Source organism: Pseudoalteromonas aurantia 208 (genome assembly GCF_014858725.1).
GTDB lineage: Bacteria > Pseudomonadota > Gammaproteobacteria > Enterobacterales > Alteromonadaceae > Pseudoalteromonas > Pseudoalteromonas aurantia.
The window spans coordinates 1031790-1049767 of sequence record NZ_AQGV01000015.1; the positions used below are offsets into that span (position 1 = coordinate 1031790).

Below are 17978 nucleotides of genomic sequence, written 5' to 3' on the forward strand. Positions count from 1 at the left end.
TCAAGTTGGTAAGGCTTGCGAATTGTTCGTGTGAAAACTAAGTTAACTAGTTCCGAATGCAATAAAGGAACAACAACATGTATAAGGTAATTTCTAGTTTATTAGCGCTGGGTATTGCGGCGACCGTACAAGCTCAGTCATTACAAGCAACCCATTATGCAGTTCAGTATGAAGGGCGTATTGTTAAAAGTTATGACAGTGGACAAGTCCAATTTAATTGGCCTGGTAGTTATTTTAAAACTAAGTTAATAGGTCGCAGTATCGACATTGAATTGACGGGTTATGGCGATCAATTTGATATATTAGTTAATGGTCGTTTTCATAAAAAAATAGTGACAGACTATTCAGGTCAACCACAGTCTTTTGAGTTATTTAGTCAAGAAACTGCCAGTGAAGTGTTGGTTGAGGTGGTAAAAAGAACTGAAAATTATGATGAGTTTGCCACAATTCATAGTTTTAATGTCGACGGCCGTTTAGAGGGCGTGTGGCAAAACCAAAAGCATATTCTCTATATTGGAGATTCAATCAGTGCGGGGTTTGGCAGTGAATCAAATAAACGCCAGTGTACTTGGAGTGAAGTGGTTGAAACCAGTAATGCTCGTCTGGCGTTTCCTTATGTGACATCGAAGGCGTTGAATACCAGTTTTACTCAAGTCTCTTTTTCTGGTTTGGGCCTTATTCGTAATTGGGCCGGCAACCAAACTCACCATGATTTAGCGTATTATTATGACCGAGCGGGTGGCGTATACGGCACGAATAAACTCTATCAAGATACGTATCCTGACTTGATTGTTGTAGAAGTGGGTACTAATGACTTTAGCACAGACCCTCAACCTCATGAACCATGGGATGATATAACGCAGGTGCAACAAGCATGGGTTGATGAAATGGTGAGCTTTGTAGGTACGTTGCGTAGTCGTTATCCAGATCGAACAATTGTATTTATGCCACGTCCTGCCTATCCATATGATGTGATTATTTCATCTACAGAACAAGCCATTAAACGGTTGCAGCAGCAAGGGGAGTCGAATCTATATTCTCATAGCTTTAATTCTCAACTGAGTGGCTGTATTTGGCATCCAACAAAAGCCGAACATCAACAAATAGCGTCTGAGTTAGTAAAGTTTATTCATGACAAAGAGTTACTGTAGGTTTTTTTGTTCACAAGGTTAGCTGTGGCATAGCATCGAGTGCTATATAACAGATGCGGCAAGCATGTACGTCCCTTTTTCGTACACGCGCCGCATTTTTACTTATTGGGGAATGAGCACATTTAAATTAAGGTTTTGGTTCTACCCACAATACACCCACTTCTTTTTTAGTTACTCGCACCGCAGTCCCTTTTGAAATGGGGTTTTCAGATTTTAGCTGCCACTGAATACCTGAATAAGCGTGCTGTACGTTAGCTTCATGGTTTAATTCATGCTCTAACGTGAATTCAATATCAGCAAAATCACTGTTAACTTGCTTACTGTCAACATTCTCTTGCATACGCTTTAGCGGTTTCCACAATAACAGTGCAAAACCAAAAGTCAGTATGGCGTTAACCCACAACGCATTAAGCCAGTTGGGTTCGAGTAAACCGGCATACATCATACCGCCAGAGAATACCAAAGAGAGGCCCAGAAACAGCAATACAAAAGTGGCAAAACCCAGTACAGCTACTTCGATGATCAAAGCCAGAATTCCTAGAATGACTAATGCTTGTGCAGTATTTTCAATAAAGTAGCTCATACAACTTACCCCTTTTGTTTGCTATTAAGGCTATTGATGATTGACATGCCTTGTGCAACAAGTGAACTGGCATCAGTGCCATTTTCTGGTAGCAATACCACAGAAGACTCTTTAGCAATGGCTTCTTTTGCAGCAATGGCTTTGGTCGCCAAGTCGAGCTGTATGGCTTTTTGACCTTGCTCTGTATCTGCGGCTTCACCTACTTTACGTAACGCAGCGGCTTGTGCATCGGCAACGGCAATAATAGCTTGGGCTTCACCTTCAGCGGTGAGGATTTGCTCCGTTTTATCAGCTTCAGCAGCTAAAACTTGTGCTTGCTTTTTACCTTCAGCGACGTTGATGGCAGATTGTCTATCACCTTCAGATTCTAATATTTGTGCACGTTTGACACGTTCAGCCTTCATTTGCGCTTCCATTGCTTCCATAACTGATTGAGGTGGCACAATGTCTTTTATTTCATAACGTAGTACTTGAATTCCCCATGGATCTGATGCTGAGTTAATGGCTGACACAATATTGGTATTGAGTAAATCTCGCTCTTCAAATGTTTTGTCTAGCTCCATTTTACCTAACTCACTACGCATCGTTGTTTGCGCCAGTTGCGTGACGGCAAAAATGTAGTCATCCACCCCGTAAGTTGCTTTATATGGGTCTAATACGCGAAAGTAGAGTACACCATCCACAATAAGAGAAATATTGTCTTTGGTTATTGCTGATTGAGAAGGCACGTCGACCGCTTGTTCTTTTAAACTTCTATCTGCAGAAATGCGGTCAATAAATGGCACGATAAAGTTAAGCCCTGCTTCTTTTGTTGATTGATATTTACCAAATCGTTCAACGACCCAGGCTTTATTTTGAGGAACGAATTTTATACCGCTTTTTAAAACGATGATGACAAAAATAAGTAGTGCAACTTCTATATTGAAAAGAAGGTTAAATATTTGCGAGACTGGATCCATAATGTTCCCTTATATGTTATCGAGTGCATGTTCAGTTGAAAGTTAAATAATGACTGAACGTGAGTAATACTTGAGAGTTTAAGTTACCATTGGCAGTTGGAGACGCCAACTTCAGTTGTGTGTTCGGTAGTGGTTACAGAGCATGTAAATAGAGTAGGGCATTATCAGTATAAATACCCTATGAATTTTAATTTTGTGTGTTGGCTGTGCAGATAGATGGACGAGAGTTATCGGCATTTAAGCCAATTGCAGTGCATAAAGTTGGACCCGAGTGTTTACCTGCGCCAGCAATCAGCATGGTTGCTTCTTGTGGTAATTGTGTCTTATCGTTTGTGAGTGTTTTTATATTTTTTTTATTTAAAGATAATTTCATCGTTCAGTCCTTTATATCGGTATAGAGCTTATATTGATAACGTAATTTATTTATGAAGACAAGGATTATTTAGTTTTTGGGGTTAAAGGTAATCGCTAAAATTTCTTGTTTATTACTATCGGACCAAGCCAGTTCAGCAGCTTCGGATTGTGGCAACCATTGATAAGCGGTATGTTCGTTTGGGTCGAGTACAACAGGGGTTGCTATGGGCACACAGATGCTAAATACGTACTCTGTATTTATTGTGGCATTGCTAATATAGCGATGTCTCCAGCACTGTCTTATTTCGTAATTATTTGTTTTATTATGGTTATAAATATCTATTCCGAGTTTTAGCGCATCAATGCCTGTTTCTTCTTTGAGCTCTCTATACGCAGTTTGTGTTGGTGTTTCATGTTCATCAATTCCTCCAGTTACAGATTGCCAAAAAGTAGCGTCGTCGGTACGACGGATCAATAAAAATTCGTTGTTTGTATTGTAGATCACGACTAAGACAGAATAAGGCTTGCGAAGCGTCATTATTGAGGACCATGTAGAGATTTAGCTCAGTTTACCTTAAAAATATCTAAGAAGGGTAAACTTTACATGATTGTTGGAGAGCCAGTTAACGGTTTTCTCTAGGTGAACAGGGTAAAAAAAAGGCAGGCCATAGGCCTGCCAAACATAACTACACCCTTTAAAGTGTGCTAAGGAAGATAAAAACCAGCCAACGTCCTTGTTGACTAAAACTCTACTCATTGAAGTTCACTAAGTGCCTAGAGAAATATGCCCTTAATGTGGGACACATGCTAAATTAATGATGATGAGTTGTAAACAAAAATAATCAATTATTTTAATTGTGTGTTTATTTGTTAACCCATTGTGCTGTTTTTTGTACTGTTAATTATCATGAAATTGTTTTTTGCTTGTTTTAAGTATAGCTAACCATATGTTTTTCTAACTTTTAAAGATTTTTTTTCAAACGTCTTGAAAAATTCGTTGATGTGTAAATGTAAATTACTTGTATTAATGCATGAACTTGGAAACATATCGAAAGTATTTAGTTGGTTTTGGGTACTGTTTTTACGATAAACATCGTGTTCTTCATGATTGTTCCATAATTTATTACTACAGTGGCGGCTGTAACGTAGCAACACTCATTATGAGAGTAAGCGCATTACTTTTCCTATAGTATGTAGGCTCATGGATGGGCCTTTTTATTGTTTTTTGACTTTAGCGCACTTAATGGAAGTTAAGTGGAAGTAGCGTGTCAGCGTGTTTACTCCCTCCAACTCGACTCAAGATCAGTACTTATTCGTCTTCCACAAGTTCAACACTCCTTCGTTTCACGCAAGTTCAATACTCCTTCGCCGCCCCCAAGTTCAATACTTCTTCGTCGCCCTGACGTAGGTCAGGGTCCATGGGTATATAGGAGCAGATGCGTGGATCCTGAATCAAGTTCAGGAAGACGAACTGGGTGAACTAAGCTTAGGGAGGCTTTTTATTGATGAGACATTCAAGCTCGACACTCATTCGTTTCACACAAGTTCAACGCTTCTTCGTCTTCCACAAGTTCTGCACTCATTCGTCGCACACAAGCTCAACACTTTTTCGTCGCCCTGACGTAGGTCAGGGTCCATGTATATATTGGAGCAAATGTGTGGATCCTGAACCAAGTTCAGGAAGACGAAGTGGGTTATACTAGGCTTTGGCATGCCCTTTATTGTTGAAACATTCAAGTTTAGCATCTACTCGTCTCGCACAAGCTCAACACTTCTTCGTCGCACACAAGTTCACACTCATTCGTTTCACACAAGCTCAACGCTTCTTCGTCGCCCTGACGTAGGTCAGGGTCTATGTGTATATTGGAACTGATGTGCGTGGATCCTGAACCAAGTTCAGGAAGACGACGTGGGTGAACTAGGCTTAGGGAGGCTTTTTATTGATGAGACATTCAAGTTCAACGCTTCTTCGTCGCCCTGACGTAGGTCAGGGTCCATGTGTGTATTGGAGCTGATGTGCGTGGATCCTGAACCAAGTTCAGGAAGACGAAGTGGGTTATACTAGGCTTTGGCATGCCCTTTATTGTTGAAACATTCAAGTTTAGCATCTACTCGTCTCGCACAAGCTCAACACTTCTTCGTCGCCCTGACGTAGGTCAGGGTCCATGCGTATATTGGAACTGATGTGTGTGGATCCTGAACCAAGTTCAGGAAGACGAAGTGGGTGAACTAAGCTTAAGCAGGCTCTTTATTGATAAGACATTCAAGCTCGACACTCATTCGTTTCACACAAGCTCAAAACTCATTCATCTTCCACAAGTTCAACACTCATTCGTCTCACTGAAGTTCAACACTTCTTCGTCGCCCTGACGTAGGTCAGGGTCCATGGGTATATAGGAGCAGATGCGTGGATCCTGAATCAAGTTTAGGAAGACGCAGTGGGTGAATTAGGCTTAAGCAGGCTCTTTATTGATAAGACATTCAAGCTCGACACGCTTATCGTTTCACACAAGCTCAATACTCATTCATCTTCCACAAGTTTAACACTTCTTCGTCGCCCTGACGTAGGTCAGGGTCCATGCGTATATTGGAGCAAATGCGTGGATCCTGAACCAAGTTCAGGAAGACGTAGCGGTCAATATACGTTCAATGAGGCTGTAACACTGAGCGTGATCGAGCGCGATATCTCAAAGTAATAATTGAGTGCTAAAAATTATAGCTGATGTTCGCTGATGTAATACTGTAGTCTTTGCTATTGAAGTAGCGAACATTAGCTGCCCATTGACTGTTGAAGTCGTATCCGATCTCAGCAGATAAAATTAGATTCGTTTCGCTTCCTTCATTTTTTACACGTTTAATATTAACGCTTGAATCTGATTCTGCACCAATACCTGCTTCTAGATAGAATTGATCGATGTATTTTCGATAGTGCACTTTAAACGTTAACAAATCGACTGAATCGCTTTCTGAAAATGGTTCGTCATACACTACGTTAACAGTACCATCTTCAGTAATGTGGGTATAACGTTCATGGCCGTCTACGTCTAATGATATTTTACTAAGGTAACCGTGGATATTTAAATATGATGTATCACTTAATGTGATCATTTTACCGATGCCAAGCTCAATGAAATCTACATCTATATCAAAATCGCTGCCGCCAGAGAGTGATTGTTGATTGTGTTCTAATGCAAAGAAGCCGTGCATATCGGTTGTGAGCTGTCGATATACGCCAGTTAGATAAAAAGCAGGGAAAGCACTTTTAACGGAGAGCTGTGGGCCTTTTACTTTTAGGTCGCCTAGATCAGATATATTGAGTTGTGAGTAACCCACTTCCAATGAATTAGAGGGGGTGCTGTGAGCGTGCGTTGCTGCAACTAAGCAACAGAAACTGATTATTAACCTTTTCAAAAATACAGACCTTTATAACATTTAGCCGCCAATAATACCGAAGCCGATAGATGCTGTAAATATTGACATAGCCAGCTGAAAAGTCGCAACACCTTTTGGCTGGTTTATAGCGCAAAATTGTTGCCAGTTATTTTCATGGCCGCCCTGAAAGCGTTCACTAATTTAACAAAAGCGGAATTTTAAATTGGCAATAAATTATCATGTATTTTGCAATATACGAATGAAAGTGCATTGCAAAATGATGCGGGCCTAAATTTAGGCGCACTATTTTCTCACCATAAACACCGCGTTATTTAACTATGTTAAATTTTGTATTTATGTAATTTATTGATTTCAATTGTTTTATTTGTGTGCGAGCCAAACCGTAAAGTGAATACTGATTTTATGCTGTGAAAATGACATTGCTCTGATCACTGGCATGAATATTTAACTATTGTGTATTACCAAACACCGAAACAGCTTTATGTTCCTGCTTTTAACTAAGCGTGGTTGGAACACCTGTATTTATTGGCAAAGCAGAGTGATAACGCTGAGCTTATTGAGTTATTTTATTAGGTTGGAGAGCAAACATGATTTTTAGATATATGTTTATTGCTACAAGTGTATTTTTAGCTGCATGTGGCGGTGGTTCCCAAAGCGATGGCAGCACACCAGCAGTAACAACCCCCAGTTCTGGTCAAGATACACCACCACCCGTTGTAGAGCCTGAGCCGGTACCTGAACCAGTGCCAGAGCCTAACATATTGAGCCTCGAAAACGTGACCGTTCCTGCGCAGTTCGATTGGTCTATGTATAAAGACGACGAAGTGAAAATTAAAACCGTCAGCACAACAATGCGGCCCGATGGTGCACTTGCTGGTATTGGCGGCAAGCACTTTATGAAAATTGTGGCGCTTGATGCAAACCATAATGAAGTTGAAAACCCATTGCAAAAAAGCTTAACAGATAGAACCGGAGAAACACGCACCAAATTAAAATTCCCAAGTGAATGGTATGGGGTAAAGATAGAAGTTACCGTAGGTAACAAACTGTGCAGCAAGGTGTTTAGCAAAGACGAAATCACCGGTGAAATAGAAGTGCCCTGTGATATTGAAATTCCCGTTGGCGATGGAGAATAATTATGAACATGAAATATAGCCTAAGCCTTGGCATCGCACTTGTTTTTCAAACGCCTTATGTATTTGCCGCAGCAACTGAAACCAATACGGTTGATAACCAAGATGGTACGTTCACTTACACCCAGAAAATTAATAAAGACAGTACATCACCTCATTATGTTGCACCAAGTGGGTACGGTTTTAATTATTATTCACACTCTGGGCAAGATTATGGTTGGCAGCACAGTTTCAGTGAAGCATCAAATCCTTTGGTTAAAATACAGAGCGCGACCTTATTGATAAGAGGTTTCGATATTGACTCTGAAGCTTTTCATGGCACCAGTGGTGAATATGACGGTATTAGTGTTGATGGTAATGACTTAAACCCTGGTTTATTACAAGGGACTAATGGTACTTGGTCAGAAACGCCATTTGATGTACCAACATCCTATATTTTGGATGATGGCTTAATGGATGTGTTTTTAGACATTGATATGAACCATAATTATGTTTGGTGGAAAACAACGCTCGATTACAGCCTTTTAACCATTACCTACGCAATAACAGCAAATGATGCACCTTATACACCCACACTGAATGGATCACCTCAAGGGTGCGCAACCGCAAACAACGATTTTGTTGTGGATGTATCAAATAGCGATAATGCAGACCCTGATGGGGACGCGGTTAGTTATGAATATCGTTGGTTTGTTGATATAGGCCAAGGTGAAGTGGTAGATGATGAAGTTGCAGGTAAAACGGATCATACGGGTAATACAGTGTTATCGTCAGAGGTGAACGCGGGCGAAACGTGGCGCGTACAAGTTATTGCAACTGACAGTAATGGCTTGGTGAGTGACCCTGCATTCTTTACGTGGATGTTAGGTGAAAATGACAGTGATTGTGATGGTATCAATGATAACAATGACGACTATCCAAACGACGACAAACGCGCAAGTAACAATTATTCGGTAGAGTCAACGCTTGCGTACGAAGATTTATGGCCAGATAAAGGAGATTACGACTTAAATGATTTAGTGATCACTAATCGCTTTAACGTTATAAAAGATGCTAATGGGTTGGTTAAGCAAATTGACTTAACCGGCAGTATTCAAGCCAGAGGCGCGACACTGGCCAGTGGTTTTGCAATCGCTTTTTCAGGTACCACCAGTGCCAATGTAGAAAGCATTAATATGGCGATTAACGGCCAATCTGAGGCGGTTACCGCAGAAGCAGGTCACAGCAGTGAGTTAGTGGTCGCGGTCTTAAAAAATACCCATTCAGCAACCAATGATTCGCTAACATATTCATTCTTTAATACCCAAAGTGGAGATGAACGCTCGGTTATTCCAGTAACGATGAGCTTGATTTTTGTTGAACCAGTTAACCCATTGGCAATTGGCAATGCACCCTTTAACCCGTTTATTTATAGAGTAAGTGACCGCGGTCGAGAAGTACATTTGCCAAACTATGCCCCCACAGCGTTAGCAAATACAGGTTTTTTCAAAACCGGTGCTGATAATACTGAAGTAGGGGGTGAGACTTATATGACCCCAGCTGGGCACCCTTGGGCACTTGAAATTTCGACATCTTGGTTGCATCCGATGGAGTCGGTTGACATTATTCAAGCATACCCTGCTATTCAAGACTGGGCTGAAAGCCGCAAGGCAAGGGGCGCAACTTGGTATAGCACACCCGTTTCAGGTAAATGCTGGAAGTGTAACTAGTTAACATTTTTTCAGAAAGCACCGTCATGTGGCGGTGCTTTTTTACTTTTTTAAACTGATATGATCTGTTTAAAAGTGATAAATAAATTGTATATTGCCGTCGGTGCGTTTTTCATAATCATAAGACTCTTCGCCGTAACCCGCTTCAAGTCGCACAGCCCACCCTGAATTTAGGTTGCTAGACAAATGGTACTCATAGCTTAGACCAATACCTTGTGTGGTTTGATGATCAAAAAGGCTAATACACAGAAATGTTGAATCAGAGCAGCGTACGTCAGTTTTTCGAGCCCCAACAGCGCCAATGAACGCCCCGTATTTATGTTTACCGTTTAATATTTCTGCGCCCAAACTGAAACCATCATCTAACCCCGCTTTGTAGTTAGCATAATATCGAATATCTGAATTTGTTAGTGAGACGGTTGGTACAACTAGAAATGGATAGCCCCCACCCAATGACAAGTCAACAGCTTTAGCTTGAGCGCTACATATAAAAGTTGACACGATTAACGCAGAGTATACGAGTATTTTTTTATGCATTTGAAATATCCTTTTATTTTAAAATTACATTGGGTACGCAATATACACTACATGCCATGCATGATATCTAATAAAAGGGACAAATTTTGTTTTTATTTGTATTTTTTAGCGTTGATATTTACGGTATTCATTTCTGACCTAAATAGACTACGAAACACCTTCAGAGCAACGAGCGACGAATATAGAGAAGCATTGGTTACCTATTTCGTCTTCCTGACGAAAGTCAGGATCCACGTAACTGACATGACTGAGCGTCAACCACTCACACTTCGTCTTCCTGATGCAGGTCAGGGCCCATGTAACGTACAGACTACAAGTCAGGTATTCTACATTTCGTCTTCCTGACGAAGGTCAGGACCCATCTCAAGACAAACAACTACATCACGTAAACTCAGAATCAAACACAGAGCAACTTCAAGTTAGCCACCCATACGCCGTCTTCCTGACGAAGGTCAGGGCCCATCTCAAGACAAGCAACTACACTACATAAACTCAGAATCAAATACAGAGCGAGTTCAAGTTAGCCACCCATACGCCGTCTTCCTGACGAAGGTCAGGATCCATGTAACGTACAGACTACAAGTCAGGTATTCTACATTTCGTCTTCCTGACGAAGGTCAGGACCCATTTACACCAGACTAATCTCAGTTTATTACCGTACTTTGTTTCTCTGACACGGGCCTGAGCTTTTTAAATACAGTAATACAAGTCGTCCCATTGCGGGTTAACCTTTTCAATTAAGTTAACTTTCCACTGCCGACGCCAGTTTTTAAGTTGTTTTTCACGGTTAATAGCATGGTACATATCAGCATGCGTTTCAAAATACACTAATTGGGTCACGTTATAACGTTTGGTAAACCCATCGATTAAATGGCCTTTATGCTCGTAAATTCGCTTTTTAAGATCTCGAGTCACGCCAATATATAGAGTGCCGTTTGGCTTTGACGCCAGAATATAGGTGGTAGGTTGCATGTGTTAGTCCTTTAAAACAACATTAATAAGTCAGACTGATATAGGTATAACATCCTGTTATACCTACTTATAAAAGTAAATTATTACAGTTATTCAAGATAAATCAAATAAACCCTAAATCATACTCAGAGCGACGAATAAGGCGGGCACCTCACACTTCGTTTTTCTGACGAAGGTCAGGACCCACTTAACGTACTCGACGCTAAATCAGTCACTCACACTTCGTCTTCCTGATGCAGGTCAGGATCCATGTAATGCATATGATCGAAACAATGAACTAAACCACATAGACTCTGAAACCAGTTCAGAGCGACGAATAAGAGGGCACCTCAACTTCGTCTTTTGGACGAAAAGCAGGAGCCACGTAACGTACTCGACTTTAACCAGCCACTCACACACTGTCTTCCTGACGTAGGTCAGGATCCATGTAATGCACATGATCGAAACAATAAACTAAACCAGATAGACTCTGAAACCAGTTCAGAGCGACGAATAAGGCGGGCACCCTACACTTCGTCTTTCTGACGAAGGTCAGGACCCACGTAACGTACTCAACGCTAAATCAGTCACTCATACTTCGTCTCCCTGACGCAGGTCAGGATCCACTTAACGTACTCGACGCTAAATCAGTCACTCACACTTCGTCTTCCTGACGCAGGTCAGGATCCATGTAATGCATATGATCGAAACAATAAACTAAACCACATAGACTCTGAAACCAGTTCAGAGCGACGAATAAGAGGGCACCTCAACTTCGTCTTCTGGACGAAGAGCAGGAGCCACGTAACGTACTCGACTTTAACCAGCCACTCACACACTGTCTTCCTGACGAAGGTCAGGACCCACGTAACGTACTCGATTGTAAACCCGTCACTCACACTCCGTCCTCGTGACGAAGGTCAGGATCCATGTAACGTACTCGATTGTAAACCCGTCACTCACACTTCGTCTTCCTGACGAAGGTCAGGATCCACGTATCTCACTCGACTTTTACCCAGCCACTCTACACTTCGTCTTCCTGACTAAGGTCAGGACCCACGTAATGTACTCGACTCTAAGCCAGCCACCCACCCACACTTCGTCTTCCTGACGCAGGTCAGGATCCACGTAATGTACTCGATTGTAAACCCGTCACCCACACTTCGTCTTCCTGACGAAGGTCAGGATCCACGTATCTCACTCGACTTTTACCCAGCCACTCTACACTTCGTCTTCCTGACTAAGGTCAGGACCCACGTAATGTACTCGACTCTAAGCCAGCCACCCATACTTCGTCTTCCTGACGAAGGTCAGGATCCACGTATCTCACTCGACTTTTCCCCAGCCACTCTACACTTCGTCTTCCTGACTAAGGTCAGGACCCACGTAATGTACTCGACTCTAAGCCAGCCACCCATACTTCGTCTTCCTGACGAAGGTCAGGACCCACGTAACGTACTCGATTGTAAACCCGTCACTCACACTTCGTCTTCCTGACGTAGGCCAGGACCCAAGTAACGTACTCGACTCTAAACCAGCCACTCACACTTCGTCTTCCTGACGCAGGTCAGGATCCTTACAAAACACACGATACTAAAGCAAACATTCTCCACTTAGTCTCCCTGACGCAGGTCAGGGTCTACAGCTAACCCAACTGAGAAATAGCACAATGTAAAAATAACGTAACCAATAAACCGCTTTATTTGTATGGATTTAATCGCAGAGACTATTCAAGCGCTTATAAATCGTGATAAGTTACCAAATATAAAGTAAAAGCTCATGTAAAAGTTGGTCACTTTTGACATAGCAATACGTTAACAAATACGTTTTTAGTCACCAAAAATAAACGGTTGAAGGAAGTAGTACAGCCGTAGCTGCTAATTTATACATCCTTATATAACTTAGCCACGCAGAACTAACAGGAATTTGAATGCGCTTATATCACGCAATTTTAAGCGGCCCAGGGCTCAATAAACATGCAAAAACATCAGGTATTGCTACCCACAAGCACTGCCGTTGTAAAAGAGCGCCAGTTGATGAACTGTCTATAGAGTGTCAGCAATGACTAATACACCTTCTTTTTCCAACACTCAGAGTTTGAATACAAGCAGCACGAATACAAGTGCGACCTCAATCAACACACTTGAGTATTACGCTAACAATGCGCAGGCTTTTGCTCAGTCAACACTACACGTGGATATGGGCGAGCTATACAGAGAGTTTTTGCCACTGTTACCATCTTTGCATCACAGCGAGCATGAAAAAATACATATTCTCGATGCCGGCTGCGGCGCAGGGCGCGACGCACTCGCGTTTAAGCAACTCGGCTATAAAGTCACCGCCTTTGATGCCTGCAGTGAACTGGCCGACATTGCCAGCTTTCATTTACAACAAAGTGTGTACGTAAAAACCTTTCGACAAGTTAAAGAACACGCGCAATATCACGGCATATGGTGTTGCGCAAGCCTCTTACATGTGGCCCATAACGAACTCCCTGACCGTTTCACCAAACTCGCCAGCGCATTAAAACCCAATGGTATTTTGTACGCCTCATTCAAATACGGCAAGGGTGAGCGCAGCGACGGCAACCGCACATTTAGTGATTTAACCGAAACATGCCTAGAGGATGTACTGGCACAAATACCCAGTTTAAAAGTGATTAAAGTATGGCAAAGCAAAGATCAACGCCCTGATAGAAGCGAGCAAATGTGGCTGAATGTGGTGGTGAAAAAGTTGCCTTATGAAGAATCGTCTTATGAGTGATAACCAACAGCAACAACTTGATTTTATCGCTTACATTCAGCGCTTACTGGTTGAAGGCGACTTCAGTGCCACGTATAAGTTTGCCTTACTCCATGCATTGGCTGACGTATGTGTAGAGCAGCCGCTAATATCTGAACAAGCAACACTCAAAATAGACTTAGCCACCTTAGCGGATAAGCTCATAGTTTTATATTGGCACCATGCCGTCCCTTTTTCAGCCGATCAAACAGGTGAAAACGCTTTATTAAAACAAAATAGTGGTGTGCAATCTAAAGTGATCTCGGTGTTGTATGAGTGCCAACAAAACAACATTCGTAATTTACGTGCTCTAAAGCAAAGCCACTTATATAAACCAACATTTAATGCCGCCTTAGCTGCGCTCAAAGTGGGTCCGCTGTGGCGTTTACAAATATTGGCAAAACAAGCTGAATGCTTTTTATACCCGCATACACATAGCACGCAATACATCACCCTAAATGCAGGTATTGCTAGCTGCTTTCGGCGCTTTTATGACTTAGTGGTGTACTTGGCTAAAAATGCGTGGTTACAAAAAATTCAAAGCATAAAACACAATCAAACATTGATTGGCCCACAAAGCCAACTACACGACTTTTTATTTGGTTTTGACCGTAATGCACTCAGCAAAGCCAAGCCTGTGTTAATAGAGCTACAACAGGGCAAGTGCTTTTACTGCCAAAAGCCGTTGAATAACAAAACCGAAGTTGACCATTTTATTCCGTTTGTCCGCTACGCAAACGACTTAGGTCACAACTTTGTGGCCGCGCACAGCGCTTGCAACAACAATAAACGCGACTTTTTAGCAGCGCAATGTCACCGCGAGCGCTGGGAAGAACAAAACCTTGTTATACATAGCCAACATTTAACCCGTGAGTTGAGTGATTACTTTAATTGCGATGCAGATAAATCGCGTTCAGTAAGTGATTGGGCGTATCAAGTAGCACATGCAAATAGCTCGAAGTTGTGGGTAGGTGTGAATGAGTTTGAAGGTGTTGATTTTAATTGTCAGCAACCAAGTATTGGGCTAGGTTGTGTGGCGGAGAGTAAACCGAAATATAGTGTATAGGATTTAGTATTAATTTATAAGCTTACAGGTTGTTCAGAACGTGCTCATTCTATTCTATAGCTGCAACTTTATAGGCATCCTTATTTTAAATTGATCACCCGACCGCCAATTTCCCAGCCTCGTGCCACATGTCACTTGGCATGGGGTTCATCAATTCCCACGTGATATTCATCGGTTGGCTGCCGGTGTGGCTTTGGTATATAACCTCGCCATAGTTTACAAAACCCATGGTTCGGCCATTTTCGTCTTTGCCTTGTTCTCGGACAAATAACAAGATGGTTTTACCTGTTTGTTGGTGTTCAATGTAGCTTAAGCCGCGACCGTGTTCTGGGCGGGCGCTGTTTTGTGTTTGCCAATGAAACAATGTGGGGCTCAGTGCATAGTCGTGATACAACGTGGTGGGCGAATAAGTTTTTTCGCACTTGTTAAGGGTAACAAATAGCAGTTCTAGGCTTTGTTTTTTAAATTCTAATATGCCTTCGCGCGCGGTCGATTTTTTATCAAAAGTGTGCGCGCCAAAGGCGGCGAGTATGTGTTGGCGCGTGTAGCGGCTATGTAATTTTATAGCGTGATTGGGCAAACACGCTAAATCATGCTCTTGTTGGTGAATACGGTTAATTAAAAGCGTAATTACTTGTGCCAGCTCTTGCTGTAACACTGGATGTTTAAGGGCTTTTAAGCTTTGCTCTAGAGCGTTAAACCCTAAATCTTTACCTGTACTATCCCAAAAGTTGTAATGAGCCATTAGCGCAAATTGTTGGTTTATCGGTGTTGGCGCAAAGTTAAAGTTGTTATTACATAATTCCTTTAGAAAACGTAAATAGCTAAGTGAGTCGCAGTTAAGTAATTGGGTGTTTATGGCGCGGTAATACGCGGCATAAATATCGGCTTGTTCTTTGGGAATGACATCACCTTTTAGCCAGTGCCAGCCGCCAAGCTTTTTGTCTTTTGGTTTGTAGATGTCTTCAAGTGTGACCTGCGGGTTGAGACGTAAAAAATTGCTTAAGGTGAGCTCGTCGTCACTGTGCTGTGAATAGCCAGCAATGAGTTGCTGGAGGCGGCGCTTGCCATTTATGGCCTGCTGAATATTCTTTAATATGGTTTTTTGCGTTTGCTTTTGTAGCTCTATACGGCAACCCAACGGCAAATGCGGAAAGTTGTTTTCAATTTCATTTTTGATTGGTTGACTGCTTTTACCAATGAGTGCACGAAACTTACTGGCAAAGTCGTATTCTGGGCGTGCATTACCTACAAAGTCGAGTACGGTACAACATTGCTTTGAACCACCCAAAGAAAGGCTATTGTCGGGCAAACGCAAACCGCGGCCTAGTTGCTGTAAAAAGAGTGTTAGGCTTTCGGTTGGTCGTAAAAATAGCAGGGTGTCGACTTCTGGAATATCAACGCCCTCGTTAAAAATATCGACTACGCACAGGATTTGAATAGCGCCATTGCGCAGTGCTTGTTGTTTTTGTACACGCTCGCGGGTGTTTTTACTGGTAAGTACGTCGGCATTGATACCTGCAAGGTTGAATTTGGCGGCCATAAACTCGGCATGGGCTTGGCTTACACAAAATGCCAGCGCTTTGATGGTGTGAACGTTGGTGACAATGTCGGCTAGGCTGGTGATAATTTTAGTTGCGCGATTATTCTCGCCAGTATAAAGGTTGCTTAGCTCGGCTATGTCATAGCGGCCATTGCGCCAAGGGATTTGGTTTAAGTCGAGTGTATCGTCAATACCAAAGTATTGAAATGGGCATAAATGACGTTGATTAATGGCTTCAGGTAAGCGTATTTCAGCGGCGATGACATCGCAAAAATCTTCTAATATATTAGCGCCGTCTTGTCGCTCTGGTGTGGCGGTTAACCCCAGTAATATGGTTGGCGTAAAATGCTTTAATACGGTCCGGTAACTGGTTGCACTCACATGGTGTACTTCGTCGATGACAATGTAGTCATAATAATCGGGTGTTAGCTGTAAGGTGGCTAATTGGTTGTTGATCGTTTGGATTGATGCAAATAATTGGTTATAACGCTCTGGGGTATAGTTACCCACCCACAATTCGCCAAAGTTATTATTTTTAAGCACGCCACGATAAGCGCTTTGAGCTTGTTTGAGTATTTCTTCGCGGTGGGCAATAAATAAAAAAGTGGCATTTGGGTTTTCATCGTAAAGAGGTTTAAAGTCAAAAGCCGAAACAATGGTTTTACCCGTGCCAGTAGCTGCAACCACCAAGTTTTTAAAGCGGTTGTGAACGCTGCGTTCGACAATAAGCTTTTCTAAAATGACTTTTTGATGGGGCTTTGGGGCTATATCAAAATAAAAGGAGTTACTTGGTTGGCGTACTCCGCGTTGTTCTTTTAGTGAATTTATCAGCTTTTCTTTACACGCCAATTTACCTGTAAACAGTTCAAATTCTTTTGATTGCCAGTAAGTTTCAAAGGTGCTTTTAGTTTTGGCGATAATATGCGGGATTTCTTGTGCAGTGATTTTTAAATTCCATTCAAGGCCACTGGTGAGTGCTGAATGCGATAAATTAGATGAGCCAATATAGCCGGTATGAAAGCCCGTATTACGTAAAAACAAGTATGATTTTGCATGTAGGCGCTCTTGTTGGTTGTTGTAACTGAGCTTCACTTCGGTATTGGGTAAGCTTGCCAAAAACTCTACTGCTTTGGCGTCGGTTGCACCCATATAAGACGTTGTTATTACCTTGAGCTGCTTACCACTGTGAGTAAATGCTTCGAGCTCATTTTTGAATATACGCAGCCCCGTCCATTTTATAAATGATACTAACCAGTAGATGGTATCGGCTGAGTTGATCTCACGTTTTAGCTCCGTTTCTAAAGAAATACCAGCGTTTGCGCCTGAGAACAGCTCGCTCTGAGTTAGTCCCGCGAGCGGAAATATACCATTCGTGTAAGCAGGTAAATCAGCGGCGATAGGGTTACTTTTATCAAACAACGCTGTGAGTATTTTGCCTTGTGAGTCAATTAAGTTATCGCTAATGAGTGCATCGTCAGTAATGTGATCTTTTAACCAAAAAACTAGTTTGTTAGCGAGTTCTATTTGGTGCTGTAACCGTTCGCTGGAGTTAGGTATAGCATTGATGGCGTGTTCTACCAGCTTTGCTAAAAAACGCGACAGCCAAGTTGCGGCTTCGGCACTTTCAAGTACACGTTCACCCACGTAAAAGCGTTCTCTGTTGAGGTTTTGCTCGACCACTTGGGTGATGAGCTGCTCGTAAATACCGATTTGTTCCACGTTTATTCCTTTTACTGCTGTGTTGTGGTTGCTGTAACTCCTTGAAACGATGTTTAGTTTAATTTATTGGGGTGAGGTTTGGAAGGGTTGTGCTGTCTG

At 42.1% G+C, this 17978-nt stretch carries 14 protein-coding genes; 6 read left to right on the forward strand and 8 right to left on the reverse strand.

Going from position 1 to position 17978, the window contains the following annotated elements:
- Positions 1-77: 77 nt before the first annotated feature.
- A complete protein-coding gene (locus PAUR_RS22585) occupies positions 78-1151 on the forward strand; it encodes an SGNH/GDSL hydrolase family protein (RefSeq protein WP_192509968.1) in 1074 nt (357 codons plus the stop codon).
- A 127-nt stretch (positions 1152-1278) separates the two neighbouring features.
- Here the strand turns inward: PAUR_RS22585 and PAUR_RS22590 are convergent, their stop codons facing one another.
- The 5 genes from PAUR_RS22590 to PAUR_RS22610 all read right to left on the reverse strand — a co-directional run bounded on the left by PAUR_RS22590 (position 1279) and on the right by PAUR_RS22610 (position 6458).
- On the reverse strand, positions 1279-1734 hold the full coding sequence (locus PAUR_RS22590; protein WP_192509969.1) for an NfeD family protein: 456 nt from the start codon (positions 1732-1734) through the stop codon (positions 1279-1281).
- A 5-nt stretch (positions 1735-1739) separates the two neighbouring features.
- A complete protein-coding gene (locus PAUR_RS22595) occupies positions 1740-2693 on the reverse strand; it encodes an SPFH domain-containing protein (protein ID WP_192509970.1) in 954 nt (317 codons plus the stop codon).
- A 187-nt stretch (positions 2694-2880) separates the two neighbouring features.
- The gene (locus PAUR_RS22600; protein ID WP_192509971.1) at positions 2881-3066 is read right to left on the reverse strand and encodes a hypothetical protein; all 186 of its coding nucleotides are present in this window, start codon (positions 3064-3066) and stop codon (positions 2881-2883) included.
- Between the two features lie 69 nt (positions 3067-3135).
- Complete coding sequence (gene nudB / locus PAUR_RS22605; protein WP_192509972.1) at positions 3136-3585, reverse strand: dihydroneopterin triphosphate diphosphatase; 450 nt, start codon at positions 3583-3585, stop codon at positions 3136-3138.
- 2168 nt (positions 3586-5753) lie between these two features.
- Entirely contained in the window at positions 5754-6458 is a 705-nt protein-coding gene (locus PAUR_RS22610) for a hypothetical protein (RefSeq protein WP_192509973.1), read from the reverse strand.
- A 569-nt stretch (positions 6459-7027) separates the two neighbouring features.
- Between PAUR_RS22610 and PAUR_RS22615 the strand changes: the two genes are divergently transcribed.
- Both PAUR_RS22615 and PAUR_RS22620 read left to right on the forward strand, forming a co-directional pair.
- Positions 7028-7576: a hypothetical protein gene (locus tag PAUR_RS22615; RefSeq protein WP_192509974.1), complete on the forward strand. Its 549-nt coding sequence runs from the start codon at positions 7028-7030 to the stop codon at positions 7574-7576.
- Between the two features lie 2 nt (positions 7577-7578).
- Positions 7579-9282 carry an LruC domain-containing protein gene (locus PAUR_RS22620; RefSeq protein WP_192509975.1) on the forward strand — a complete coding sequence of 568 codons (1704 nt, stop codon included), beginning with the start codon at positions 7579-7581 and terminating at the stop codon, positions 9280-9282.
- A 69-nt stretch (positions 9283-9351) separates the two neighbouring features.
- Here the strand turns inward: PAUR_RS22620 and PAUR_RS22625 are convergent, their stop codons facing one another.
- Both PAUR_RS22625 and PAUR_RS22630 read right to left on the reverse strand, forming a co-directional pair.
- On the reverse strand, positions 9352-9819 hold the full coding sequence (locus PAUR_RS22625) for a hypothetical protein (protein ID WP_192509976.1): 468 nt from the start codon (positions 9817-9819) through the stop codon (positions 9352-9354).
- Between the two features lie 690 nt (positions 9820-10509).
- On the reverse strand, positions 10510-10791 hold the full coding sequence (locus PAUR_RS22630; RefSeq protein WP_192509977.1) for a GIY-YIG nuclease family protein: 282 nt from the start codon (positions 10789-10791) through the stop codon (positions 10510-10512).
- A gap of 1909 nt (positions 10792-12700) precedes the next feature.
- Here PAUR_RS22630 and PAUR_RS23870 point away from each other — a divergent pair.
- From PAUR_RS23870 to PAUR_RS22640, 3 genes are read left to right on the forward strand one after another with little or no spacing between them, the layout of a single operon-like run.
- Positions 12701-12835 carry a hypothetical protein gene (locus PAUR_RS23870; protein ID WP_263973720.1) on the forward strand — a complete coding sequence of 45 codons (135 nt, stop codon included), beginning with the start codon at positions 12701-12703 and terminating at the stop codon, positions 12833-12835.
- Entirely contained in the window at positions 12832-13533 is a 702-nt protein-coding gene (locus PAUR_RS22635; RefSeq protein ID WP_192509978.1) for a class I SAM-dependent methyltransferase, read from the forward strand. The genes PAUR_RS23870 and PAUR_RS22635 overlap by 4 nt, the downstream gene beginning before the upstream one ends.
- Positions 13511-14617: an HNH endonuclease gene (locus PAUR_RS22640; RefSeq protein ID WP_225738554.1), complete on the forward strand. Its 1107-nt coding sequence runs from the start codon at positions 13511-13513 to the stop codon at positions 14615-14617. Before PAUR_RS22635 ends, PAUR_RS22640 begins: the two co-directional genes overlap by 23 nt.
- 94 nt (positions 14618-14711) lie before the next feature.
- On the opposite strand, the gene PAUR_RS22645 is transcribed toward PAUR_RS22640, so the two are convergent.
- Complete coding sequence (locus tag PAUR_RS22645; protein WP_192509979.1) at positions 14712-17879, reverse strand: DUF3427 domain-containing protein; 3168 nt, start codon at positions 17877-17879, stop codon at positions 14712-14714.
- Between the last annotated feature and the right edge of the window lie 99 nt (positions 17880-17978).

Excerpts from the sequence above, each read along its gene's own strand:
- PAUR_RS22615 (WP_192509974.1), top strand. The coding sequence starts at position 7,028 with ATGATTTTTAGATATATGTTTATTGCTACAAGTGTATTTTTAGCTGCA.
- nudB (WP_192509972.1), bottom strand. The coding sequence starts at position 3,585 with ATGACGCTTCGCAAGCCTTATTCTGTCTTAGTCGTGATCTACAATACA.
- PAUR_RS22595 (WP_192509970.1), bottom strand. The coding sequence starts at position 2,693 with ATGGATCCAGTCTCGCAAATATTTAACCTTCTTTTCAATATAGAAGTT.
- PAUR_RS22635 (WP_192509978.1), top strand. The coding sequence starts at position 12,832 with ATGACTAATACACCTTCTTTTTCCAACACTCAGAGTTTGAATACAAGC.
- PAUR_RS22585 (WP_192509968.1), top strand. The coding sequence starts at position 78 with ATGTATAAGGTAATTTCTAGTTTATTAGCGCTGGGTATTGCGGCGACC.
- PAUR_RS22630 (WP_192509977.1), bottom strand. The coding sequence starts at position 10,791 with ATGCAACCTACCACCTATATTCTGGCGTCAAAGCCAAACGGCACTCTA.
- PAUR_RS22590 (WP_192509969.1), bottom strand. The coding sequence starts at position 1,734 with ATGAGCTACTTTATTGAAAATACTGCACAAGCATTAGTCATTCTAGGA.
- PAUR_RS23870 (WP_263973720.1), top strand. The coding sequence starts at position 12,701 with ATGCGCTTATATCACGCAATTTTAAGCGGCCCAGGGCTCAATAAACAT.
- PAUR_RS22600 (WP_192509971.1), bottom strand. The coding sequence starts at position 3,066 with ATGAAATTATCTTTAAATAAAAAAAATATAAAAACACTCACAAACGAT.
- PAUR_RS22625 (WP_192509976.1), bottom strand. The coding sequence starts at position 9,819 with ATGCATAAAAAAATACTCGTATACTCTGCGTTAATCGTGTCAACTTTT.
- PAUR_RS22640 (WP_225738554.1), top strand. The coding sequence starts at position 13,511 with ATGAAGAATCGTCTTATGAGTGATAACCAACAGCAACAACTTGATTTT.
- PAUR_RS22620 (WP_192509975.1), top strand. The coding sequence starts at position 7,579 with ATGAACATGAAATATAGCCTAAGCCTTGGCATCGCACTTGTTTTTCAA.